This is a genomic window from Mycobacterium sp. PDNC021 (assembly GCF_048282635.1).
GTDB lineage: Bacteria > Actinomycetota > Actinomycetes > Mycobacteriales > Mycobacteriaceae > Mycobacterium > Mycobacterium llatzerense.
The window spans coordinates 910,134-932,630 of record NZ_CP182502.1; the positions used below are offsets into that span (position 1 = coordinate 910,134).

The window sequence follows — 22,497 nt, forward strand, 5'->3', positions numbered from 1 at the left end:
CTCAGGCGTGCCAGGAACTCCATCTGGTGATCGCGACCCGGATCACCGGGCCGTCCAGCGCCACCCGGTCGTACTGGTGGTACTTGGCCCGCAGCAGTGAGTAGCCGATGGCCATCTCGTCGCCGCTCGGGTGCACCGTGGCGTTGCCGTCGGCGCGGGCCCACCAGAGCTGGGCCCAGTCGTCGTCATATTCCTCGGCCAGCAGGCTCACGCGCGGGTTGGCCGCGATGTTGTCGAGCCGCCGCAGATGCTGCGTCGACTTCCGCTTGGCATCCACCGCCGTATAGAGCAGGTCCCCACTGACCGCGAAGACGACCGGGACCACATGTGGCTGGCCTTCGGCGGAAACCGTGGCCAGCACCGCGACAGGCGCGGCGGCGAACTCGGCGGCGGCGTCGGACATCAGCGATGCCGCGGGTTCGGGGCGACGCTCATGGGCATCCGGGTCACGTTGATCTCGGGTGGACGGGTAGGTGCGGCCGGCTCGGCCGGCGGGTGGTAGGCCGGGGGCGCCGCGGCGGGCGGCGCCTCGGTCGGGGGTGGGGGAGGCGGCGGCACCGGGCTCGGCGTCGAGCTGACGGTCGTCGTGGTTGTCGTCGTGGTGGTTGTCGTCGCCGGTTCCACCGGTGCCGGCTGGTCAGAATCGGAATCCTTGCGGGTGGCCAGGACAACCAGCGAGACGACGAGGGCGACCACGGCCACCGCCACCACGATCAGCAGCGTCCGGGCATCTTTCGTGCGATACCAGGGCGGCGGCGGTTCGCGGAAACGCCAGGTATTGGTGTTGAAGGCGTCGAACGTGTCGCCGGTCGGCTCCGGTTCGGGGATGACGAACGAGCCGGTCGTCGGGCCGGCAAACGGTCCGGTGCCGTGCGGGCCAGGGTCGACGGCGCGGAACGGATCGGTGTCCGGGTCGCCGCCGGCCGCCTCAGCGGGTGATTCCAGCACGCCACCCGGCGATGGATCGCGCTCTGGGTCGTCGCTGTCAGCCACCTTCCAGATGCTAGGGGTGGCTCGCGCCAATTGCTCGGTATCGGCGCGCGTGTCCCAAGCTTTAGACGTCCTGGACCGGTTCGATGCCCAAATCGCGGTAGCTGACCAGTGCGGCAAACGGCACGCCACGCTTGGCGAAACGCTCCGTGGCGATGTCGCCGCGGTCGACCATCGGGATGACACCGGTGACGACAGCGCCGACGGAGGTGACGCGCTCGTAGGCGATTTCGGTCGAGCCACCGGTGCTGATCACGTCGTCGACGAGCAGCACCCGGGTGCCGGGCTCGATGCGGGTGCCCTCGATCCACTGCTCGCGGCCGCGGGCCTTCTGTTCCTTGCGGACCGAGAACCAGGCCTTGCCGGTGACCATCGCGACGCCGTGCGCCAGCGGGTCGGCGCCCATGGTCAGGCCGCCGACGGCGTCGAACTCGATGCCGCGCAGGGCGGCGAGTTCGGCCACGGCCTTGCTGACGATCGTCAGGCTGACGCCGTTGTCGATGGCGAACTTGCCGTCGATGTAGTCGTGGCTGAGCTGTCCGCTGGCCAGCCGGAACGGCTCTTCACGGCGCTCGTAGCCGCGGGTGCGGATCAGGTCGAATGCGGCTTCCCAGCTCTGCGGGCGATCAGACATGATGCGAATCCTAAACCTGGCGGGACAGTCGAGCCAATTCGACTGTCGCTGAACGTAATTCGTCGATTGACTGCAGCGGCTGTGCGTATCCGATGCGGGTGTAGGCCATGCCGCGAGCGGTGTCGACCCGCAAATCCAGGCCGTACCGGTCGGCGCCGGTGCAGGTCGCGGACTCGGTGTCGGGGTATCCGCCCAGCACCCGGGCCATCGCCGCGAGCGAGTCGGCGTGGTCGGCGTTCAGGTGCGCGACGGCCCCGGCGGCCGACGGCGTCACCGGATCCGGCTGGGCCGCAGCGTAATCCGCGCCCGTGGTCGAATCCATGCGACCGTAGCCGCCAACCCACCGGACGCGATCGACGTGCAGCACCCACAGCGCGAAGTCGCTGTAGTCGATGTAGTACTTCGCGGCCGGCACCGCAGCCACATGGGCGTCCCGGGCGGCGTCACGCTCGGCGCCTGCTGGCCTCGCCACCCGTCCGGCCAATGTGACGCGACCACCGGCGAGGGGGTCCTTGTCGGTGCTGGCCGCGATGATCGAGATGCTGGCCCGCTGGTCGCCGGCGAGGTTGCGGCCGTGCTCGGCCAGATTCGACACGCACAGCACCGGTGCGCCGTCGAGCAACCCATAGGTGACCATCGACGCCCACGGATCGCCGTCCGCGGTCAGGGTCGCGAGGGTTCCGGTGTTGGTCGAGGCTGCGATGGTGCGGGCCTCTTCGGCGGCCGAGGGCCGGGTCGGATTGACGATTTCAGCCAACGGCGGCGGGATCGTCGGGGCATCACCTGGGTCACCATGATCGCGTGTCGCCACGCTTGCACCCTACTGCGGCACGGGTACGTTGGTTGTCGATGGACGCCTCCAACGGTGGCGTGGAACATCCAAGCGCCGCGGACTTCGGACATGCGCGGGTCCTCCCCGAGGACCGCACCTGGTTCAAGCGCGCGGTTTTCTATGAGGTGTTGGTCCGCGCCTTCTACGACTCAGACGCTGACGGCTCAGGCGACCTCCGGGGTCTGACCGAACGACTCGACTACTTGAAATGGCTTGGTGTCGACTGCATTTGGTTGCCGCCGTTCTACGATTCACCACTGCGCGACGGCGGCTACGACATCCGCGACTTCTACAAGGTGCTGCCCGAATTCGGCACCGTCGAGGACTTCGTCGCCCTGCTCGACGCCGCGCACCGGCGCGGCATCCGCGTCATCACCGACCTGGTGATGAACCACACTTCGGACACCCACGCGTGGTTCCAGGAGTCCCGCCGCGACCCCACCGGGCCCTACGGCGACTACTACGTGTGGAGCGACACCAGCGAGAAGTACACCGACGCGCGCGTCATCTTCGTCGACACCGAGGAATCCAACTGGACCTTCGACGCGGTGCGCAAGCAGTTCTACTGGCACCGCTTCTTCTCCCACCAGCCCGACCTGAACTACGACAACCCCGCTGTGCAGGAAGCGATGATCGACGTGCTGCGCTTCTGGCTGGGCCTGGGCATCGACGGCTTCCGCTTGGACGCGGTGCCGTACCTGTTCGAGCGCGAGGGCACCAACTGCGAGAACCTGCCCGAGACCCATGCCTTCCTCAAGCGCTGCCGCAAGGTGATCGACGACGAGTTCCCGGGACGGGTGCTGCTGGCGGAGGCCAATCAATGGCCGGCGGACGTCGTCGCATATTTCGGCGATCCGGAGACCGGTGGCGACGAATGCCACATGGCCTTCCATTTCCCTTTGATGCCAAGGATTTTCATGGCGGTCCGCCGGGAGTCCCGCTTCCCGATCTCGGAGATCCTGGCGCAGACTCCGGAGATACCGGACCTCGCTCAGTGGGGCATCTTCCTGCGCAACCACGACGAGCTGACCCTGGAGATGGTCACCGACGAAGAGCGCGACTACATGTACTCCGAGTACGCCAAGGACCCGCGGATGAAGGCCAACGTCGGTATCCGCCGGCGCCTGGCGCCGCTGCTGGAGAACGACCGCAACCAGACCGAACTGTTCACCGCGATGCTGCTGTCACTGCCCGGCTCGCCGGTGCTGTACTACGGCGACGAGATCGGGATGGGCGACATCATCTGGCTGGGTGACCGCGACGGCGTGCGGACCCCGATGCAGTGGTCGCCGGACCGCAATGCCGGCTTCTCCACCGCCAACCCCGGCCGGCTGTACGTGCCGCCGAGTCAGGACCCGGTGTACGGCTATCAGGCGGTGAACGTCGAAGCCCAGCGCGACACCACGAATTCGCTGCTCAACTGGACGCGCACCATGCTCTCGGTGCGGCGGCGGCACGACGCGTTCGCCGTCGGATCGTTCCGGGAACTCGGCGGGTCCAACCCGTCGGCACTGACCTACGTGCGCGAACTCGACGGTGACACCGTGCTCTGCGTCAACAATCTCTCCCGTTTTCCGCAGCCGATCGAACTCAACCTGCAGCATTGGAACGGCTACACCCCGGTCGAACTGACCGGCCGGGTTGAGTTTCCCCGAATCGGGGAACTGCCGTATCTGTTGACGCTGCCCGGGCACGGCTTCTACTGGTTCTCGTTGCGCGCGCCCGTCGGTGAGGAGCCGTGATGGATCCAGAGTTGATCGAGTACCTGACCCAGCAGCGCTGGTACGCCGGCCGCAACCGCGAGCTGACCGGTGCCGAACCGGCGCTGGTGGTGGCGTTGCGCGACGACGTGGACCTCGTGCTGCTCGATGTCAGCTACGACGACGGTCCCGGCGAGCGGTACCAGTTGCTGTTGCGCCGGCTGCTGGACGGCGATACGGCGTTCGATGCGATGGGTGACCCCGAGGTCGCGAACCTGCTGCTGGGCCTGATCGCGGAGTCGGCGACGGTCGGTCCCGTTGCTTTCGCCGCGGAGCCGGGAGCGGAGCTGCCGGTGGGGGCACCGTCGCGGGTGGTCAGCGCTGAGCAGAGCAACACCAGCGTGGTGTTCGGTGAGGCCGCGATCCTCAAGGTGTTCCGCCGCGTGGCGTCCGGGGTGAATCCCGACATCGAGCTGACCCGGGTGCTGACCCGGGCCGGCAGTCCGCATGTGGCGCCGCTGCTGGGGACGATGTCGCTGGAGGGCGGCCCGGAGACGGCGTTGGGCATGGTGGCCCGATTCGCCGACAATGCCGCCGAGGGCTGGGACATGGCCGTCGCCAGCACTCGCGATCTGTACGCCGAGGGGGACCTGTACGCCGACGAGGTGGGCGGCGACTTCGCGGGGGAGTCGGAACGGCTGGGGCAGGCCGTCGCAGCGGTGCACGCCACGCTGGCCGCGGAGCTGGGCACCGCCACCGCGCTGTTCCCGGTGGCGACGATGCTGGAGCGGCTGGCAGAGGTGACGGCGTCGGTGCCGCAGGTCCGCGAGTTCGCCGCGGCGATCGAGGCGCGCTACCGCGCGCTCGAGGGCCAGCCGATCACGGTGCAGCGGATTCACGGCGATCTGCATCTGGGCCAGGTGCTGCGCACCCCCGAGACCTGGCTGCTGATCGATTTCGAAGGCGAGCCCGGACAGTCGCTGGAGCAGCGCCGGGCACCGGACTCACCGCTGCGCGACGTCGCGGGTGTTCTGCGGTCCTATCAATACGCGGCGTTCCAGCGCCTCACCGAAGGCGGCGGCAACGAACAGCGGCGCAAGCAGCTCGCCGCGCGGGCGCGCGAGTGGGCCGACCGGAACCGGACGGCGTTCTGCGCGGGCTACGCCGAGGGTGGCGGCATGGACGCCGATGCTGAGTTGCTGGCCGCCTACGAACTCGACAAAGCGGTGTACGAAGCCGGGTATGAGGCCCGGCACCGGCCGCACTGGCTCGACCTGCCGCTGGGGGCCATCGCGAACATCGTCAGCGGTTAGGCCATGGCCTTCACGGCCGCCTGAGCCGGCTTCGGGGTCCAGTCGGAGCGGTACACACCGATGGATTCCTCGGGGTTCGAGCTGCCGGTGACGCGGTCGCGCGTGGTGTAGATGTACGCCGGGCCGGCGTAGGGCAGGGTGCGCCACTTGGCGAGGAAGTCGCGGATGTAGTCGGCCTGGGTGCTCTCGTCGACGGCGGAGTTGGGCTCGCCGTACTCGGTGGCCCAGATCTTCTTGCCGCCGTCACCGTTGGCGGCCATGGCCTGGTGGATGCCGTCGGTCTGGCTCAGCGGCGAGTTGGGCACGCCGGCACCGGCCGAGAACTTGAGGTTGTAGTGGTACGGGTGGAAGGACAGTGCGTCGAACGAACCGGCCGCACCGGCGGCGTACATCTTCTGCACGAACGTGACGGGATCCATCGTCAGCGCGAAGAACGACACCACCGCGCCGACGACCCCGCCGATCACCACGGCGCCTCCGTCGGCGCCCTTGATCTTCGGGTATGCGGCCTTGAGCATCCCGGCGTAGACGTCCGGCTGGGGGCCCTGCGGGCCGGAGGTCCAGGACATCACGGCGTTGGGTTCGTTCCAGATCTCGTAGGCGCCGACGCGGCCGCGGAAATGACTCGCCACAGCGCCGGCAAAATCGCCGAATGCCCCGGCGGAGGCTGGGGGGCTGCTGATCGCGTTGGTGCCGGGCGCCACGGCCCAGCCCGGCGTCGCCACCAAAGCGCCGACCACCGACAGGCCGTGCGCGTTGGCCGCACCGACGACGGTGTCGACCTGACCCCAGTCGAAGTTGCCCTGGGTCGGCTCCACGCCCGCCCACGGAATGATGATCCGGACCGAGTGGACACCGGTCGCCGACATCAGATCGAACGTGTGGTTGATGTCGTCGGCGTTCATGCCGTAGACGTCGGAGTCGGCGAAGCCGACGCTGCTGGCGGACTGGCTGATGCCCGTCGGGATGAACGGAATGGTGACCGGTGAGCTGGCCAGGGTTTCGGTCGCGGCGGCGGAGACCGCGGCGACGGTGAAGACGGCTGCCGCGATCTTGAGGGCGTTACGCAACGTTCGCTCCAATCTGTGGCCGTGCTTGGCCGATTGGCTCGAACCTAACAGGATTCAGGCTGACGCCGGCAGGACTGATCGATACAGCTTGGGGTCGACGATCATGTCGACGCGGCCGAACCGGGCACGGGTCAGGGCCAGCACCTGATCGAACTGGCGCCGATCGTGGGTGTCGGCGGCCAGCGCGTAGACGCGATCGGCGGGGTAGCCGTGGGTGATGCGGACCAGTGCGCCGGGCTGCCGGGCGGTGACCACCACGCGGTGTCCGTCAGCCAGCAGGCTGTGGGCGGTGGCCAGTCCCGCGTCGGTGCCGGCGTCCAGGACGACCGCGACGATGTCGTGCTTCATGACAACGAGTCAACTCGCGCCACCTAGGTGTCAGATGAGAACCGACTAGGTGCTCGAACAGCGTTCGACGAGTGGCCCGATGATCGCTTCGAGGTAGCGCTCGCGCCCACCGCAAGCGGAGTCGACATATCCGGCGTCCGGTACGAGAACCAACGACATGACCACGCGAATCACGACATCGGCGACGAAATCGGCGTGGCCCGGCGACAACGGGTCGTCGAGATGTTGATCCTGCAGCAGGTGTGAGAGGAAAACCCGCCCCAGCGTCTGGCCGGGGCGGTCGCCGTCGCGCCACAGCTGGATGACCGCCTCGGGCTCCACTTGGACGAAGCGAAGCACCGCAGGCATTTTCGTCGAGTGGACGACCAGGCTGGCGCCCACGGCCGTCGCGCATTCCAGCGCGGTGGCTGCTGCTTGGGCCTTTTTCGCCACGTCACGCAGCACCGTGGCGACGCCGCGCCGGTTGGCGGCATGCAGCAGATTCTGTTTGCTCCCGAAGCGCCGGAACACCGTTTTGCGCGACATCTGCGCGCGCTTGGCGACCAGATCGATGGTCAGCGCTTGTTCTCCGTGTGTGCCCAGCACATACATCGTGGCGTCCAGGATCTTGACGTCCGACGGGGTCAATTCGGGCTCGGTGGCATCGGTGTCGCCCAACAGAGCCAGGGCGATCAGCGCCTCCGGTCCGTCAGATGACTCGTCAGCGGGCATGCGACCGATGATGTCACGGCGCTTTCCGCCAGAACCTGAACGCGCGCGAATCCGCTATTGACTAATGTCCCTCATTGAGTGACTCTAGGGACATGTTCATGGTGACAACAGATGTAGTCAAACTGGCGGGTGCTTTGTCGCCGGGTGAGGGTGGAGTACCGGTCGCGCCGGTACTCCACGCGAATCAGGCGATGGCGTGGTTGATTCACGTCGCGGCGTACGGCGGCTTCGCCGCCGCATTGGGGTGGGCATTGTGGCGCCTGGCCCGGCGACGCGAGGTCCTACCGTTGGTACTGGTGATCGCCGGCACGGTCGCGGCCAATATCGAACCGCTCGGCGATTTCGTGGGCGCCATCGTTTATGCCAACGACATCCCGTGGTTCGGCTACACGGTGATGGGCCATCGCATGCCGGCATTCATCTTGGTGGGCGCATCGACCTACGTGGCGTTCGGCGGCTACCTGGCGTATCGGTATCTGCAGAACGGCAGATCCCTGCGGGACATCTTCGTGCTGTCCGCGGTGTATGTCGGGCTTCCGGAAATCGTGCTGGAAATGGCCTGGCACCATTTCGGCATCATCGCCTACTACGGCGACAATCCGACGCGGGTGCTCGGCATTCCGTTGTACTCGATCGTGCAGAACACGACGCTTTTGCCGGTGTACGGCGTGGTCATCTACTTCGCCGCGAAATACCTTACGGGTGCCCGGATTTGGTGGCTGGTGCTGTTCATTCCGGCAACCACCATCGGGTACATCGTCGGGGTGAGCTGGCCTGCCTACCAGGCCGTGCAGTCGTCCGCGCCGGCACCGGTCGTGTGGGCCGCCGCCGTGATGGTGATCGCCACCTCGATCAGCGCCGCCTATGCGCTGCTGCAGATACCGGAACTGCGACAACTCCGCGATGAACACGCGCGCGGCCGCCACGGCGTCTTGTCGGTCAGCGGGGTCTGAGGCATGTCAGTTATGTTGCCGCAGAATATATCTGGACTCAGCGCTCCGCCGCCCGGGCCGACCGGCGTCGGAAAGTACGCGGCTCTCGCGCACCTGCTGCGCGACCCGTGGTTCTACCCGCTGGAGCTGACCAAGAAGTTCGGCGACGTCGTCACCGTTCCCGCGCCATTTGCCAAGGTCGTGTACATCGGCCATCCGGACCACATCGATCACATTCTGGTCAAACATGCTGATAGGTACCGACGTTCGGACATGGTCGCCGCGCAGATGGTGCCGCCGGAATTGGGACACAACTTCTTCGCCTTCGCAGACGACGCGGAATGGCAGCGGGGACGGTCGCTGTACCGCCCCAGTTTCACCCACAAGAACCTCAGTGCGCTCGGCGATCTGTTCACCGAATCGATCAGCGAGCAGGTCGGCGGGTGGGCCGATGCGGCCGGCTGCGACGGCGTCGTCGACATCGAAGAGAAAACCCGCGAGCTTGCCTTGGCGGCACTGTTCAATGCGATGTTCGACGAGTACCTGTCGCCGCGGCTCCTGGGGTTGTCCAGCGGCATTGCGATACCGGTCATGCTGGCCACCACGGTGCGCGTGGTGATGTCGTCACTGCCGGGCTGGGTGCCGCGCCCGTTCCAGCGCAAGGCCGCGGCAATGCTCGACGCCGGTTTGGCTGCCGCCGACCACGTGATCGAGACCCGCCGGCGGCACCCCACGGGACGCGCGGACATCCTCAGTCTGTTGGTGAACGCCACCTACGACGACGGCACACCGTTGGAGAACGAGAAGATCGCCACGGAGATGATGGGCATGGTCGTCGGCGGCCACGAGACGACGGCAGCCGCGCTGGCGTGGACGTTCGCGCTGCTGGCCCAGCATCCCGGCATCGAGGAGCGGGTGATCGCCGAGGTCGATGCGCTCGGTTCCGGCCGCGTGACAATCGACGACATGAGCAAGCTGCCGTTCGTGCGGGCCTGTTTCGACGAAGCGCAACGCATGCAGGGTGGTCTGGTGATCAATCCCAAGACCGCCGTGGTCGACGATGAGATCGGTGGCTACCACATCGCAAGCGGGACAACGGTTCTGTACTCATCACTGGCGATGCAGCACGACCCCAGATTCTGGTCGGAACCCCACCGCTTCAACCCTGACCGCTTCAAGGATGCCGCCAACAACGACGTGCGCGCGCTCGTCCCGTTCGGTCGCGGGCAGCGCATGTGCCTGGGTAAGAACATGGCCTATATCGAAGGTGTGCTGACCATCGCGACCGCCTATCGGCGGTATCGATTGACGCTCGAACCGGGATACCGGCTACGCCGCCAGTACCGGATGTCGATGGGGCTCAAGGGCGGATTGCCGATGACGGTCGTGCCGCGGTGACGGCCAAAGCTCAGCGGACCAGGCGGCGCAGCAGCGCCGATGCAGCCGCGATGCCGAGCGCTGCCGCGACGGCGAGGACCGTGACGTCCAGCAGGGTGTTGCCCGGGGTACCCAGCAGTAGTGAGCGCAGTGCATTCACCTCATAGGACAGCGGGTTCACGGTGGACAGCGCGTGCAGCCAGCCCGGCATGATGTCCACCGGATACAGCGCGTTGGAGGCGAAGAACAGCGGCATGGTGATGGCCTGGCCGATGCCCATCAGGCGGTCGCGGTTGCGGACCAGTCCCGCCAAAGTCATTGACAGGCAGGCGAAGAACGCCGACCCGAGCATCACCACCGCCATGGCGGCCAGGATGCGCAGTGGGTTGAAGCTCAGGTGGATGCCCATCAGCAGCGCGATCACCAGCACCCCGATCACCTGGGCTATCGATCGGACTCCCGCCGCGAAGGCCTTGCCGGTGATGAGCGCCGACGCGGGCGACGGGGTGACCATCAGCTTGGCCAGAATGCCGGCGTCGCGGTCCCACACGATCTGGATGCCGTAGAAGATCGAGATGAACAGTGCCGACTGCGCGATGATGCCCGGCGCCAGGAACGACAGATACGGCACGTTGCCGGTATTGATGACGTGCAGTCGCGAGAAGGTCTGGCCGAAGATCAACAGCCACAAGGCAGGCTGAATCGTCCGGGTGACCAGCTCCGTGCGGTCGTGGCGGAGCTTCTGCAGTTCGACCAGCGCGAAAGCGCCCATGCGGCGGGCCAGGCCGGCGACACGCTTGGCGCCGCGGGGCGCGAGGACCAGTTCGACGTCAACTGACACGGCGGGCCGTCTTCCTGCCGGCGCGGACCTCCCGCAGGGACTGACGGTCGTCGTCTCCCGCGCTCTCCCCGGACAGGTCCGACTCGGCATAGTGCCGGAACACGTCCTCGAGACTGGCCGTCGGGCCGAGTCGTGTTTTCAGATCCGTGGGGGAACCGACGGCCTGCAGCGTGCCGCGGTGCATGAGGGCCACCCGGTCGCACAACGCATCGGCCTCCTCCATGTAGTGAGTGGTGAGCAGCACCGTCATGCCGAACTCCTGCTGCATGTTCGCCACCTGGGTCCAAACGCTGTCGCGGGCAATGGGATCCAGGCCGACCGTCGGCTCGTCGAGGATCAGCAGCGAGGGCCGGTTCACCAGGGCCTGGGCCAGCTCGAGTCGGCGGACCATGCCGCCGGAGAACGTCTTGGCGGGGCGGTCGGCGACATCGAGCAGCTGCATGGCACGGAGCGCGTCGTCGACCCTGGCTCGGCGCTCCCGCCGGGGCACGTCGTACAGGCGCGCGAACAGGTCGACATTCTGGCGCCCGGTGAGGGTAGACTCGATCGAAAGCTGTTGTGGCACATAACCGAGGTTCTGGCGGATATCCATGGTGCGGCGTCTCGTGTCGAGTCCGAAGATGCGGACCTGCCCGTCCTGCACCGGCGTCAGAGTGGTGAGCAGCCGCACCAGCGTGGTCTTGCCGGCCCCGTTGGGACCCAGTAACCCCATGGTTTCGCCCACGGCGACGGTCAGACTCAGGTCGTCGATCGCGGTGAAGTCGCCGTAGTGGTGGGTGACGTGGTCGCATTCGATGGCGGGAGTGCTCATGGCTGACTCTCCTGAAGCATGCGGGTCATCTCGGCCAAAACGCTCAATCCTTTTGTCAGATCGTCGATCTGCTCGTCGTCGAGTTGGTTCAGCACAGCGCCGAGTGCCGACCGGCGGGCGGCACGGGTCTGGTCGGCGAGTTGTTGGGCGGGTTCGGTCAGCTGGAGCCGGCCGATCCGGCGATCGCCGGGGTCGGTGCTGCGGACCAGGAGGTTGTCGGCGGTCAGCTTCGAAACCAGCGTCGATGCGGTGTTGGCGGCCAGGCCTAGTTCCTCTGCAGCCTCGCGTACCGAGATGCCTGGTTGGCGGCCGACGAGCCGGAGCAGCTCGGCCTGTGACTGGGTGACGCCCGCGAAGCTCCCTCCGGCGGTCCGGCGCAGTTGCCTGCGGAACCGGCCGACGGTGTGGAACAGGTCGGTGGCGAGGTCGGCGGTGAGGTCAACGCGGGCGGGCACATGTCCACAATACCTCTGTTACAGAGGTATTGCAGCGGCGTGGTTTACTCGGGCGGTGTTCCCTGATTACCGCACGCTGCTGACCCAGTTCGACAGCGGTGTGGTGACGCTGACGCTGAACCGGCCGGAGCGGCGCAACGCTTTTGGTGACGGGATGCGCGACGAACTCGCCGACGCCTATATCCGCAGCAACGAGGCCGACGACGTGCGCGTCATCGTGCTGACCGGGGCGCCGCCGGCGTTCTGTGCCGGTGCCGACCTGGCCGCGGGTGACCAGACGTTCGCCGAGCCAGGCCCGGAGTTCAGTGCGGCCGGCATCCCGGTCCCGGCGTGGTCGTTGAGCAAGCCGGTGATCGCGGCGGTCAACGGGCACGCGATCGGGTTGGGGCTGACGCTGGCGCTGCAGTGCGATATCCGGATTTTCGCCGCCGACGCGCGGTATGGCGTCGTGCAGGTGCGCCGCGGCGTGGTCGGCGACGCCTACTCGCACTGGGCGCTGCCGCGCCTGGTCGGCATTGCGCGGGCCGCCGAAATTCTTTTGACCGGAACGACTTTCGATGGTCACCGCGCGGCGGAGCTGGGCATAGCCAGCCGGGTGCTGCCCGCCGATGAAGTGCTGCCGGCGGCGCTGGCGGTGGCCCGTGACATCGCGGACAACACCGCGCCGATGTCGGTGGCGGCCAGCAAGCGGCTGCTCTGGGATTCCTTCGAGCTGTCACGCGACGACGTGGGCGAGCGCGAGACCGAGATTCACCGCGCGGTGATGGCACACGACGACGCGAAGGAGGGCGTGCGGGCCATGCAGGCGGGGCGGCTGCCGCGGTGGTCGGGCCGGCCGGTAGATCCGACGGACTAGACCACCGTCACGCCGGAATCTTTCAGGGCGGCAACGGCATTCGCGGTGCCGTCGGCAGACACGCCGGCGGTGTAGTCGAGCAGGACCCGGGTGCGGAACCCGGCCTTGGCGGCGTCGGCAGCCGTCGCCTTGACGCAGTAGTCGGTGGCGATACCGACCACGTCGACCTCGTCGACGCCACGGGCGTGCAGCCAGTCCGCGAGTCCGGTCCCGGCCCCGTCGGCGCCTTCGAATCCGCTGTACGCCGCCGAGTAGCGGCCCTTGCGGAAGACCGCCTCGACCGTGGCCACATCGAGGTCGGGGTGGAACTGCTCGCCCGGGGTTCCGGCGACGCAGTGCGGCGGCCACGACGTCAGGTAGTCGGGTTCGTCGGAGAAATGCGCGCCCGGGTCGATGTGATGGTCGGCCGTGGCCACGACGTGCTGATACTCGCGGGCGGCCAGCAGCCCGGTGATCGCGCGGGCCACGGCGCTGCCGCCGGACACCGCGAGGGAACCGCCCTCGCAGAAGTCGTTCTGCACGTCGACGACGATCAACGCCCGCATGTGTCCACGGTAGACCGGTTGCTGCGCAACGTCCGGTGCCGTAGCGTCCGGACACGTGTCTGAACAGGCGCTTGAGCCCACCCGGCGCCGTTTGACGGCCAAACAGGCCGATACGGTCGACCGGCTGAGCCGTGCCGCCCTCGATCTGCTGCGCCGCGACGGCTTTGCGGGTCTGACGGTCCGCCGGGTCGCGGCCGACGCCGGGGTCGGCGCCGCGACGGCCTACACCTACTTCTCATCGAAGGAACACCTGGTCGCCGAGGTGTTCTGGCGCCGGTTGGCGGCCTCGCCGGCCGCGGCGCACGACTCCGATGATCCTGCCACCCGGGTGACCGAGGTGCTGCGGCACATCGCGCTACTGGTGATCGATGAGCCGGAGTTCGCGGGGGCCGTGACCAACGCGCTGCTCGGGCGCGACCCGGACGTCGAGGTGCTGCGCCAGCGCATCGCCGGGGACATTCGCTCCCGGCTCGCCGTTGCGCTCGGCCCGGACGTGGACGAGGACGTCATCGAATCGCTGGAGATGCTGTATTCAGGCGCGCTGGTCCGCGCTGGGATGGGGTTCACGTCGTACGACGAGATCGCCGAGCGGCTGGAGAAGTCAGCCCGGCTGATGCTGCGCTGACGACCTGGCACCCAGGATCGCGAGCGCTGCGGTGAGCGCGGGCTCGGTGAGATCCGCGACGTCGCGGCCGTCCTCGACGAGCAGTGCGGTGAGTTCGCGGAAACCCCCGAGCAGGATCAGGGCCACTGGACGGCTGATCGGGGACAGGCCCGCGCGCTGAAATCCCGCGCCGCTGCTGAGGTCGACGACCATGTCGGTGAGTTGCTCCATGGCGTGCCGGTTCAGCGGCAGCGCCACGTCGCCGAGGGCCGGCGCTTCGCGGATCCAGCTCAGGGTGATCGCAGGCCGGGAGGCGATGTGCGCGACGTACGCGTCGACTGCGTTGCGCACCTGCTGTTCCCAGTCGGCGTCGGGGTCGATGGCAGCGCGGATTCGCGCGATGAGGTCCTCGTTGTTGGAGCGCAGCAGCTCGACGAAGCACTCTTCCTTGCTGGCGAACTGGTCGTAGAACGTGCGCTTGGAGGTCTTGGCGTTGCGGACGATGTCGGCGACGGTCGTGTCCCGGTAGCCGCGGGTGGCCAGCGAGGTGGCGAGCCCGTCGAGCAGCCGCCCGCGGAACGGCTGTGCACCCGATTGTGCCGCGTTGACCTCGCCGACTGCCATCTGTCTCCCAAAACCCTTGCCTACCTGTGGTACTAGCCGGTACCGTACCGGACAACCCCGTGGTACACCGTGGTACCGCGTAATCAGTGGCTTGGAGCGTGCCATGACCGAAACTGTCACCGCTGAACTCACCGAGTGTGCCCCGGCGATCCACCTGCCACCGGCGACCGGAGTCCCGAAGTTCTTCCAGGGCGTGGCGTTCGCGACCAATCGGCGCACGTTCGTCAACCGCATGGTCCCGCGGGTCGGCCCGGTATTCACCTGTGATGTACCGGTTTTCGGCCGCGCCGTGATGGTGACCGACCCGCAACTGGCCAAGCAGCTGTTCGCGGCGAACCCCACCGACGTCGGCAATATCCAGCCGAACCTGTCCCGGGTACTCGGCAGCGGATCGGTGTTCGCGCTCGATGGCTCCGAGCACCGGCTGCGCCGCAAGCTGCTCACCCCACCGTTCCACGGCAAGAGCATCAAGAACTACGAGCGCATCTTCGAAGAGGAGACGCTGCGCGCGGCCGCGTCCTGGCCCGAGGGGAAGTCGTTCCCGACGCTCGAGCCGATGATGCACATCACCCTCAACGCCATCCTGCGCGCGGTGTTCGGGGCTGACGGTCACCATCTCGACGAGCTGCGGCGAATCATCCCGCCGTGGGTGACCTTAGGGTCGCGGCTCGCCGTGCTGCCCATGCCGCAGCGGACTTACGGCCGATTCTCACCGTGGGGCCGGCTGGCCGAGTACCGACGCCAGTACGACGAGGTGGTCGGCAGACTGATCGACGCGGTGGCCGCCGATCCCGGTCTCGAGAGCCGCGACGACGTACTGGCGCTGCTGCTCCGCAGTACCTACGAGGACGGTACGGCGATGTCCCGCAGCGACATTGCCGACGAACTCCTGACGCTGCTCGCCGCCGGCCATGAGACCACCGCGGCCACCCTGGCGTGGGCCTTCGAACGGATCTCCCGGCACCCCGAGGTGCTGCGGCGGCTCGAAGACGAGGTAAAGACGGGCGAGACCGACGAGTACCGTCAGGCCGTGCTGCTGGAGGTGCAACGCATCCGCACCATCATCGATTTCGCCGGCCGGCACGTGTACGCCCCGGCGTTCCAGCTCGGAGAATGGGTCATCCCGCGCGGCTTCTCGATCATCGTCGCCATCGACCACATGCATGAGGACGCAAAGGAATTCGTCGACCCGGAGCGGTTCAGCCCGGAGCGTTTCGTGGGGCACCGGCCGCCGCCGGCGTTCCTGCCGTTCGGCGGGGGCACCAGACGCTGCGTCGGAGCGGTGTTCGCGCAGGTCGAGATGGACGTCGTGCTACGGACGGTGCTGCGACATTTCGCGATTCAGGTCAACAGCGCACCGGGGGAGAAGATCTTCTCGCGTGGCGTGGCCTATACGCCGAAAGACGGTGGTCGCGTGACCCTACGCCGCCGCGTCAACCCGCTGTAGATTCATGCTGTGACCGAACGGATTTCGCAGTATCGCAACGACGGACTGACCTTCGACGTGGTCGACTCCGGCCCCATCGACGGCGACGTCGTGGTGTTGTTGCACGGCTTCCCGCAGACCGCCGAGTCCTGGTCGGCGGTGTCGGAGCTGTTGCACGCCAACGGTTTCCGCACCCTGGCGCCGAATCAGCGCGGCTATTCGGCCGGCGCCCGCCCGCGGGGCCGGCGGCAGTACACGATTCCCAAACTGACCGGTGACGTCGCGGCGCTGATCGACCTGGTCGGTGGACCGGTGCACGTGGTCGGGCACGACTGGGGCGCAGCCATCGCCTGGGCGCTGACCGCGACGAGACCGGAGCTGGTGCGCACCCTGACCGCGGTGTCGGTGCCGCACACCGGTGCCTTCCTGAAGGCGATGGCCGTCGGGACGCAGGCGCTGCACTCGTACTACATGCTGATCTTCCAATTGCCGTGGCTCGGCGAGCGGTTCGCGCAGTTCGCCATGCCGCGCAGCGGAATGACCGATGCGGCGCTGGCCGTCACGCGCGCCGAGGTGTTCGACAGCGGGGCGCTGACGACTGCACTCAACTGGTACCGCGCCATGCCGTTCGTGAATCCGAAATCGGCGTTCACCCCGGTGACCCGGCCCACCACCTACATCTGGAGCGACGGCGACATCGCCCTCGGCCGCAAGGGCGCCCTGCTGACCGAGCAGTTCGTCCACGCGCCGTACAAGTTCGAGATCGTGGCGGGTGCCAACCACTGGCTGCCCGATCAGCATCCCGAGCTGGTCGCCCGGCTGATCACCGAGCGCGCCGCCACCTGATCACGCGCGTTTGGGCAGCTTCCAGCCCGGCCGCGGGAAGTGGCAGGTGTAGCCGTTGGGGATGCGCTCCAGGTAATCCTGATGCTCGGGTTCGGCGTCCCAGAACGGGACTGCCGGCGTCACCTCGGTGACCACCTTGCCGGGCCACAGGCCTGACGCGTCGACGTCCGCGATGGTGTCCACAGCGACGCGCTTCTGCTCGTCGTCGGTGTAGAAGATCGCCGAGCGGTAGCTCGTACCCACGTCGTTGCCCTGCCGGTTCACGGTCGACGGGTCATGGATCTGGAAGAAGAACTCCAGCAGTGCCCGGAAGTCGGTCTGGCTGGGGTCGTAGACGATCTCGACGGCCTCGGCGTGGCCGGGGTGGTTGCGATAGGTCGGGTGATCGTTGGTGCCGCCGGTGTAGCCGACCCGCGTGGTCAGCACGCCCGGCTGCTTGCGGATCAGGTCCTGCATGCCCCAGAAGCAGCCGCCGGCCAGGATGGCGGTTTCGGTGTCGGTCATGACTCCAGAGAACCGAACTCCCGGCGACTGCGCAAGTGCTCGACAAACGTCACTAGAACGTGTTCTAGTTTTCCTGTGACGGGCAACACCTTCAGCCGTGAGGAACTCATCGCGGCATTCGACGTCTTCGAGCAGACCGTGGACCGCGCGGCCCAGACTCGCGACTGGGATCCGTGGACCGACCACTATACCGAGGACGTGCTGTACATCGAGCACGCCATGGGCACCATGCACGGGCGCGAGGAGGTGCGGCCCTGGATCTGGAACACCATGGAGAACTTCCCCGGCAGCTACATGACGTCGTTTCCGTCGCTGTGGAAGGTCTACGACGAGGCCACCGGCCGCGTCATCTGCGAGTTGGACAACCCCATGCGTGATCCCGGCGACGGCACCATCATCGGCGCCACCAACATCTCGATCATGACCTACGCCGGTGATGGCCTGTGGAGCAAGCAAGAAGACATCTACAACCCCATGAAGTTCCTCGAGACCACCATGGCGTGGTGCATGAAAGCGGAAGCGCTGGGCACGCTGCCGGAGGTGGCGCAGGAGTGGATGCGCAAGTTCGGCGGCAGGGGACGCCGGTGACGGTCCTCGTCGTCGGGGCCAACGGCTACCTCGGCTCGCATGTGACTCGGCAGCTGGTGGCGGCCGGGGAGGATGTGCGGGTCATGGTGCGGGCCGGCGCCAACACCATCGGCATCGACGACCTCGACGTGACCCGGTATGAGGGCGACATCTGGGACAACGACACCCTCCTGGCCGCGATGACCGGAGTCGACGTCGTCTACTACTGCGTGGTCGACACCCGCGGCTGGCTCCGGGACCCGGCGCCGCTGTTCCGCACCAACGTCGAGGGCACCCGGAACGTGCTGAAGGTCGCGGTAGAACCCGAAATCGCCTCGGACCTCAAGAAATTCGTCTTCACCAGCAGCTATGCCACGGTGGGACGCAAGCGTGGTCTCGTCTCCACCGAGGACGACATCGCCGACGAGCGCACACTGCCCCCGTATGTGCGCTCGCGCGTGCAGGCCGAGAAACTGGTGCTGGAGTACGCCCGGGAACGCGGGCTGCCGGCCGTCGCGATGTGCGTGTCCACCACCTACGGCGGCATGGACTGGGGCCGCACACCGCACGGCGCCATCATCGCCGGCGCCGCGTTCGGGAAGCTGCCGTTCGTGATGAGCGGCATCGAGCTGGAAGCGGTCGACGTCAACGACGCCGCACGCGCGCTGATCCTGGCGGCCGACAAGGGCCGGCCCGGCGAGCGATACCTGATCTCCGACAAGTTGATCAGCAATGCCGAGGTGGCGCGGATCGCCGCAGCCGAGGCGGGGGTACCGGCGCCGGCCAAGTCGCTCTCGCTGCCGGTGACGTACGCGCTGGCCACCATGGGCACGATCAAAGGCCGGCTCAAAGGCAGCGACGAACACATGTCGCTGGCATCGCTGCGCCTGATGCGTGCCGAGGCGCCGGTCGACTGCTCGAAGGCCAGGACCGAATTGGGTTGGGAGCCAAGGCCGGTGGAGGATGCGGTGCGTGAGGCCGCGCGGTTCTGGGTCGGTCTCCGGAAGGCCCGTCAAGCCCAGAAGTCCAAGGGCTGAACAACGCGCCGTACGGCGTTAAGTCGTGGCGCAGCGGTGTGGGTCACGGTTAGCGTCGAATACATGACGGACAGATTGCAGGTGGACCTGACCGGTGCGCCGCAGACCATGCTGGCCACGCTGTACGGCAAGGCGCTCGACGCCGACCTGCCGAAGTCGGTGCTGCACGACACCTACGCCAGGGACGTCGTTGCCCGCATCGACTACGACTGGTCGAAGACCACGATCACGGCGGCCAGCTCACCCGGGGTCACCCTGCGGTCCGCCTATTTCGACAAGACGGCCCGGCAGTTCCTCGCCGTGCATCCGGAAGCCGTTGTGCTGCACCTGGGTTGCGGGCTGGACAGCAGGTACTACCGGCTGGACCCGGGACCCGGCGTCGACTGGTACGACATCGACTACCCGGAGGTCGCCGACCTGCGCCGCAAGCTGTATCCGGCCCGCGAGCACTGCCACATCGTGTCCGCGTCGGTGACGGACCCGGCGTGGCTGGCCGATATCCCCACAGATCGCCCGGTGCTGATGCTCGCCGAGGGGCTCACGATGTACCTGAGTGAGGCCGACGGGCAAGCCCTGCTGCGCCGCATCGTCGATCAATTCCCAAGCGGCGAACTGCAATTCGACGCTTTCAGCCGGCTGGGCGTCAAGCTGCAGTGGACGAACTCCGTGGTCCGACGTTCGGGTGCCACGTTGCAGTGGGCGATGGACGGCCCAGGCGACGTGCTGTCAGCGGTGCCGGGGCTGCGGTTGCTGTCGTGGGTCTCGGCCTTCGACACCGACGGCTACGACCTGCTGCCGACGGGGCTGCGCGTGATGGCTGCCGTCATGCGCGCTGTGCCCGGTATGCGTTATATGTCGCAGTACCACCGGTATTCGTGGGGCTGACCGCTGAGTCCGATGGCTAGGCGACTTCGGCGCGGGCCTTCAGGCGTTCGAGCGTCAATCGGATGTTCTCGGCGTTGGCCGCGTCGCGGTCCTGGACACCGGTCAGCGAGGCGGCGAACATCTTCAACAGGCCGGGCCGGTTGTCCCAGGTGGACTCGGCGACCCGGCAGCCATTCGTGGTCTCGGTGATGTCGTAGCGCCAGTGCGCGATGGGCACGATCGAGGACTTCACGGCGAAGCCGAACGTTTTACCGGGTTCGGCCTCGGTGACGGTGCAGCTGGTGGTCCACGTCTTCGAGCCGTTGCGGTTGTATCCCTTGAACACCGCGCCCGGTACGGCTGACGACCCCTTCTGCCACTCCATGGTGTGGGCCTCCTCGGCCAGCGACGCCATGGTGGGCAGATCGGTCAGCAACGCGTACACAGCTGAGGGGCTGGCGGCGATCTCGATGGCGGCGGTGACGGAGGCGGGGCCCTGTGCGGTCATGGGGCGATCGTAGACAGACCGCCAGGGGTTCTGGCAAGCGGTAATTGTCGGCGGCGCAACAAGAATGCCCGATCTTGCGGGTAACCGTTTGGGGGTATCCCGGCGATATACCGCGTGACGGCACCTTCCAACGAAGGAGTTGGGTTGATATGAGCAAAAAAGCGTTCGTCATTACGACGGCGCTCACCAGCGGGGTGAGCGCGGCGATTGTGGGATTAGGAGTCAATATCGCGCAGGCGAAACCTGCACCGCCTTGCCCGCCCATGCAGGTATGCAATGGCCCGGGCAATGGGCACGGGCCGGGTGGTGGCGGTCCGCCCGGAAACCCCGGCGGTCCGCCTGGAAACCCGGGCGGTCCTGGCGGTCCCGGTGGGCCGCCGCCCGGTAATCCGGGCAATCACGACGACTGGCACCCAGGTGATCAGGGGAATTGGCATCCGGGGGACCAGGGGAATTGGCATCCGGGGGACCAGGGCAATTGGCATCCCCGCCCCGGCGATCCGGGTCCTGACGACTGGCACTGGCGCCATGGCCCGCCACCATGGGGCCATGGTCCGGGGCCGTGGGGCTGGGGACCACCGCCACGGCCGAACATCATCTGGGTGGCGCCGCCGCCGTGGGCACCACCGCCTCCGCCATTCGATTACTGGGGCTACACCGTGTACCCGGTGTGGGACCCAGGATTCGTGGCGTGGGGTTTCTGGTTCTTCGGCATCTGGATTGCGTTGTAATCCGTCAGTAGTTGCCGTCTGATGACTGGGCCTGTCACTGGTGACAGGCCCAGCGTCATGTCGGGAATCGGCGCTGCCGAGAAAGGTGTTGCAATGAGCATGACCGAGCGCCCCGTGCTGCAGCCCAGTGCGGCTCACCCCATCACGATCACGCCGACCGGCGGGCGCGTCACCGTCACGGTCGACGGCCGGGTGGTTGCCGACACGACTGACGCGATCACATTGCAAGAGTCGAATTATCCAGCGGTGCAATATCTTCCGTTGACGGATGTCGACCATTCGGTGCTCACTCGGAGCGCCACCACCAGCTACTGTCCATACAAGGGTGACGCTGGCTACTACCACGTCGGCGACGTCGAGGACGCCATCTGGACCTACGAACAGCCGTACCCGGCGGTGGCAGAGATCGCCGGCCGGGTGGCGTTCTATCCGCAGAAGGCCGACATCGTGGTGCGCCCCGCCTAACCTGAACCCGTGCCCACCGCCAGCCTGGTCCTGGACGGCCCGGCCGGCCTGGGCCTGACGTTGTCGCCACTGCGCCGCGGCGGGTCCGACCCGACCTTCCGGACCGTCGACGGCGTCATCTGGCGCACCAGCCTGATGCGCACCGGCGGGGTGACGGCACGGCTCAGCTCGCCGCGGCTCGATACCGTCGACTGCGAAGTCTGGGGCGACGGCGCCGCCGAGTTCCTCGACCGGTTGCCGGGACTGATCGGCGCCGACGACGACCCGACGGGATTCGCGCCGACCGAACCGACCATCGCCGAAGCCTGGCGCCGGGCTCCGCACCTGCGGTTGGGCCGGACTGGCCGGGTACTGGAGGCGCTGGTGCCCGCGATCCTCGAACAGCGGGTGCACGGCATCGATGCGTGGAGCGCGTTCCGCAAGCTGGCCACCAAGTACGGCGCCCCGCCGCCCGGCCCGGCGCCGGCCGGGATGCGGTTGCCCCCGACCGCCGACGCCTGGCGGCGTGTTCCGTCCTGGGAATTTCACCGGGCCAACGTCGATCCCGGCCGGGCGCGGACCCTGGTCGGCTGCGCGCAGCGGGCCGATGCGCTGGAGCGGCTGACGCCGGATACCGCCACGACGGCACTGATGTCGCTGCCGGGCGTCGGGGTCTGGACGGCGGCCGAGACCGTGCAACGGGCTTTCGGCGACGCCGACGCCCTCTCGGTCGGCGATTACCACCTGGCCAAGATGGTCGGCTGGACCCTCTTGGGGCGCCCGATCGATGACGCCGAGATGGTCGAACTGCTGGCACCCCTGCGGCCGCACCGGCATCGGGCAGTGCGGCTGCTGGAGGTCAGTGGCCTGGCGCGTAACCCGAGATTCGGTGCGCGCCAGGCGATTCCAAGCCTGAAGGAAATCTAG

28 protein-coding genes are annotated in these 22,497 nt (G+C 67.4%); 14 read left to right on the plus strand and 14 right to left on the minus strand.

Annotation, left to right across the window (positions count from 1 at the left end; genetic code table 11):
* Position 1: 1 nt before the first annotated feature.
* From ACNO8X_RS04200 to ACNO8X_RS04215, 4 genes are all read right to left on the minus strand, one after another.
* Positions 2-403 (minus strand): TIGR03668 family PPOX class F420-dependent oxidoreductase, encoded by a 402-nt coding sequence (locus ACNO8X_RS04200; RefSeq protein ID WP_418004284.1) that lies wholly within the window; start codon positions 401-403, stop codon positions 2-4.
* Complete coding sequence (locus tag ACNO8X_RS04205) at positions 403-993, minus strand: hypothetical protein (RefSeq protein ID WP_418004285.1); 591 nt, start codon at positions 991-993, stop codon at positions 403-405. The genes ACNO8X_RS04200 and ACNO8X_RS04205 overlap by 1 nt, the downstream gene beginning before the upstream one ends.
* 61 nt (positions 994-1,054) lie before the next feature.
* Positions 1,055-1,624, minus strand: a complete 570-nt coding sequence (locus ACNO8X_RS04210) for an orotate phosphoribosyltransferase (RefSeq protein WP_418004286.1) — start codon at positions 1,622-1,624, stop codon at positions 1,055-1,057.
* 10 nt (positions 1,625-1,634) lie between these two features.
* On the minus strand, positions 1,635-2,435 hold the full coding sequence (locus tag ACNO8X_RS04215) for a HugZ family protein (RefSeq protein ID WP_418004287.1): 801 nt from the start codon (positions 2,433-2,435) through the stop codon (positions 1,635-1,637).
* A 38-nt stretch (positions 2,436-2,473) separates the two neighbouring features.
* On the opposite strand from ACNO8X_RS04215, the gene treS reads away from it, so the two are divergent.
* Both treS and ACNO8X_RS04225 read left to right on the plus strand, forming a co-directional pair.
* Positions 2,474-4,198 carry a maltose alpha-D-glucosyltransferase gene (gene treS / locus ACNO8X_RS04220; protein ID WP_418004288.1) on the plus strand — a complete coding sequence of 575 codons (1,725 nt, stop codon included), beginning with the start codon at positions 2,474-2,476 and terminating at the stop codon, positions 4,196-4,198.
* Entirely contained in the window at positions 4,198-5,469 is a 1,272-nt protein-coding gene (locus tag ACNO8X_RS04225) for a maltokinase N-terminal cap-like domain-containing protein (protein WP_418004289.1), read from the plus strand. Before treS ends, ACNO8X_RS04225 begins: the two co-directional genes overlap by 1 nt.
* Here the strand turns inward: ACNO8X_RS04225 and ACNO8X_RS04230 are convergent.
* The 3 genes from ACNO8X_RS04230 to ACNO8X_RS04240 are packed head-to-tail and all read right to left on the minus strand — an operon-like array spanning position 5,466 to position 7,598.
* Positions 5,466-6,539, minus strand: a complete 1,074-nt coding sequence (locus tag ACNO8X_RS04230; protein ID WP_418004290.1) for a cellulase family glycosylhydrolase — start codon at positions 6,537-6,539, stop codon at positions 5,466-5,468. The genes ACNO8X_RS04225 and ACNO8X_RS04230 overlap by 4 nt on opposite strands.
* Positions 6,540-6,593: 54 nt before the next feature.
* Complete coding sequence (locus ACNO8X_RS04235) at positions 6,594-6,887, minus strand: SDR family NAD(P)-dependent oxidoreductase (protein WP_418004291.1); 294 nt, start codon at positions 6,885-6,887, stop codon at positions 6,594-6,596.
* A 45-nt stretch (positions 6,888-6,932) separates the two neighbouring features.
* On the minus strand, positions 6,933-7,598 hold the full coding sequence (locus ACNO8X_RS04240; protein WP_418004292.1) for a TetR/AcrR family transcriptional regulator: 666 nt from the start codon (positions 7,596-7,598) through the stop codon (positions 6,933-6,935).
* A 98-nt stretch (positions 7,599-7,696) separates the two neighbouring features.
* Between ACNO8X_RS04240 and ACNO8X_RS04245 the strand changes: the two genes are divergently transcribed.
* Both ACNO8X_RS04245 and ACNO8X_RS04250 read left to right on the plus strand, forming a co-directional pair.
* Positions 7,697-8,551 (plus strand): hypothetical protein, encoded by an 855-nt coding sequence (locus ACNO8X_RS04245; protein WP_418004293.1) that lies wholly within the window; start codon positions 7,697-7,699, stop codon positions 8,549-8,551.
* A 12-nt stretch (positions 8,552-8,563) separates the two neighbouring features.
* Positions 8,564-9,928: a cytochrome P450 gene (locus ACNO8X_RS04250; protein WP_418004294.1), complete on the plus strand. Its 1,365-nt coding sequence runs from the start codon at positions 8,564-8,566 to the stop codon at positions 9,926-9,928.
* Between the two features lie 10 nt (positions 9,929-9,938).
* On the opposite strand, the gene ACNO8X_RS04255 is transcribed toward ACNO8X_RS04250, so the two are convergent.
* Genes ACNO8X_RS04255 through ACNO8X_RS04265 form a run of 3 tightly spaced genes read right to left on the minus strand, consistent with a single transcriptional unit; the run spans position 9,939 to position 12,014 of the window.
* Positions 9,939-10,679 carry an ABC transporter permease gene (locus ACNO8X_RS04255; RefSeq protein WP_418005774.1) on the minus strand — a complete coding sequence of 247 codons (741 nt, stop codon included), beginning with the start codon at positions 10,677-10,679 and terminating at the stop codon, positions 9,939-9,941.
* A gap of 58 nt (positions 10,680-10,737) precedes the next feature.
* Positions 10,738-11,559 carry an ATP-binding cassette domain-containing protein gene (locus tag ACNO8X_RS04260; protein WP_418004295.1) on the minus strand — a complete coding sequence of 274 codons (822 nt, stop codon included), beginning with the start codon at positions 11,557-11,559 and terminating at the stop codon, positions 10,738-10,740.
* Positions 11,556-12,014: a MarR family winged helix-turn-helix transcriptional regulator gene (locus tag ACNO8X_RS04265; RefSeq protein WP_418004296.1), complete on the minus strand. Its 459-nt coding sequence runs from the start codon at positions 12,012-12,014 to the stop codon at positions 11,556-11,558. The genes ACNO8X_RS04260 and ACNO8X_RS04265 overlap by 4 nt, the downstream gene beginning before the upstream one ends.
* A 55-nt stretch (positions 12,015-12,069) precedes the next feature.
* On the opposite strand from ACNO8X_RS04265, the gene ACNO8X_RS04270 reads away from it, so the two are divergent.
* The gene (locus ACNO8X_RS04270; protein WP_418004297.1) at positions 12,070-12,870 is read left to right on the plus strand and encodes an enoyl-CoA hydratase/isomerase family protein; all 801 of its coding nucleotides are present in this window, start codon (positions 12,070-12,072) and stop codon (positions 12,868-12,870) included.
* Here ACNO8X_RS04270 and ACNO8X_RS04275 read toward each other — a convergent pair.
* Complete coding sequence (locus tag ACNO8X_RS04275) at positions 12,867-13,415, minus strand: isochorismatase family protein (protein ID WP_418004298.1); 549 nt, start codon at positions 13,413-13,415, stop codon at positions 12,867-12,869. The genes ACNO8X_RS04270 and ACNO8X_RS04275 overlap by 4 nt on opposite strands.
* Positions 13,416-13,470: 55 nt before the next feature.
* On the opposite strand from ACNO8X_RS04275, the gene ACNO8X_RS04280 reads away from it, so the two are divergent.
* Entirely contained in the window at positions 13,471-14,040 is a 570-nt protein-coding gene (locus tag ACNO8X_RS04280; RefSeq protein ID WP_418004299.1) for a TetR/AcrR family transcriptional regulator, read from the plus strand.
* Here the strand turns inward: ACNO8X_RS04280 and ACNO8X_RS04285 are convergent.
* The gene (locus tag ACNO8X_RS04285) at positions 14,017-14,643 is read right to left on the minus strand and encodes a TetR/AcrR family transcriptional regulator (RefSeq protein WP_418004300.1); all 627 of its coding nucleotides are present in this window, start codon (positions 14,641-14,643) and stop codon (positions 14,017-14,019) included. The genes ACNO8X_RS04280 and ACNO8X_RS04285 overlap by 24 nt on opposite strands.
* A gap of 103 nt (positions 14,644-14,746) precedes the next feature.
* On the opposite strand from ACNO8X_RS04285, the gene ACNO8X_RS04290 reads away from it, so the two are divergent.
* Complete coding sequence (locus ACNO8X_RS04290; RefSeq protein WP_418004301.1) at positions 14,747-16,090, plus strand: cytochrome P450; 1,344 nt, start codon at positions 14,747-14,749, stop codon at positions 16,088-16,090.
* A gap of 9 nt (positions 16,091-16,099) precedes the next feature.
* A complete protein-coding gene (locus ACNO8X_RS04295; RefSeq protein WP_418004302.1) occupies positions 16,100-16,915 on the plus strand; it encodes an alpha/beta fold hydrolase in 816 nt (271 codons plus the stop codon).
* Here ACNO8X_RS04295 and msrA read toward each other — a convergent pair whose 3' ends face one another.
* Positions 16,916-17,419, minus strand: coding sequence for a peptide-methionine (S)-S-oxide reductase MsrA (gene msrA, locus ACNO8X_RS04300; RefSeq protein ID WP_418004303.1), 504 nt, complete (start codon positions 17,417-17,419; stop codon positions 16,916-16,918).
* Between the two features lie 75 nt (positions 17,420-17,494).
* On the opposite strand from msrA, the gene ACNO8X_RS04305 reads away from it, so the two are divergent.
* The 3 genes from ACNO8X_RS04305 (at position 17,495) to ACNO8X_RS04315 (ending at position 19,908) form a co-directional block, all read left to right on the plus strand.
* Positions 17,495-18,007: a nuclear transport factor 2 family protein gene (locus tag ACNO8X_RS04305; RefSeq protein ID WP_418004304.1), complete on the plus strand. Its 513-nt coding sequence runs from the start codon at positions 17,495-17,497 to the stop codon at positions 18,005-18,007.
* Entirely contained in the window at positions 18,004-19,023 is a 1,020-nt protein-coding gene (locus ACNO8X_RS04310; RefSeq protein WP_418005775.1) for an NAD-dependent epimerase/dehydratase family protein, read from the plus strand. The genes ACNO8X_RS04305 and ACNO8X_RS04310 overlap by 4 nt, the downstream gene beginning before the upstream one ends.
* A 63-nt stretch (positions 19,024-19,086) precedes the next feature.
* The gene (locus tag ACNO8X_RS04315) at positions 19,087-19,908 is read left to right on the plus strand and encodes a class I SAM-dependent methyltransferase (protein WP_418004305.1); all 822 of its coding nucleotides are present in this window, start codon (positions 19,087-19,089) and stop codon (positions 19,906-19,908) included.
* 16 nt (positions 19,909-19,924) lie between these two features.
* On the opposite strand, the gene ACNO8X_RS04320 is transcribed toward ACNO8X_RS04315, so the two are convergent.
* Positions 19,925-20,395, minus strand: coding sequence for an SRPBCC family protein (locus ACNO8X_RS04320; RefSeq protein WP_418004306.1), 471 nt, complete (start codon positions 20,393-20,395; stop codon positions 19,925-19,927).
* A 149-nt stretch (positions 20,396-20,544) separates the two neighbouring features.
* On the opposite strand from ACNO8X_RS04320, the gene ACNO8X_RS04325 reads away from it, so the two are divergent.
* The 3 genes from ACNO8X_RS04325 (at position 20,545) to ACNO8X_RS04335 (ending at position 22,497) form a co-directional block, all read left to right on the plus strand.
* Entirely contained in the window at positions 20,545-21,126 is a 582-nt protein-coding gene (locus ACNO8X_RS04325) for a chitin-binding protein (protein WP_418004307.1), read from the plus strand.
* 99 nt (positions 21,127-21,225) lie between these two features.
* Complete coding sequence (locus ACNO8X_RS04330) at positions 21,226-21,591, plus strand: DUF427 domain-containing protein (RefSeq protein ID WP_418005776.1); 366 nt, start codon at positions 21,226-21,228, stop codon at positions 21,589-21,591.
* A 9-nt stretch (positions 21,592-21,600) separates the two neighbouring features.
* Positions 21,601-22,497 carry a DNA-3-methyladenine glycosylase family protein gene (locus ACNO8X_RS04335; protein ID WP_418004308.1) on the plus strand — a complete coding sequence of 299 codons (897 nt, stop codon included), beginning with the start codon at positions 21,601-21,603 and terminating at the stop codon, positions 22,495-22,497.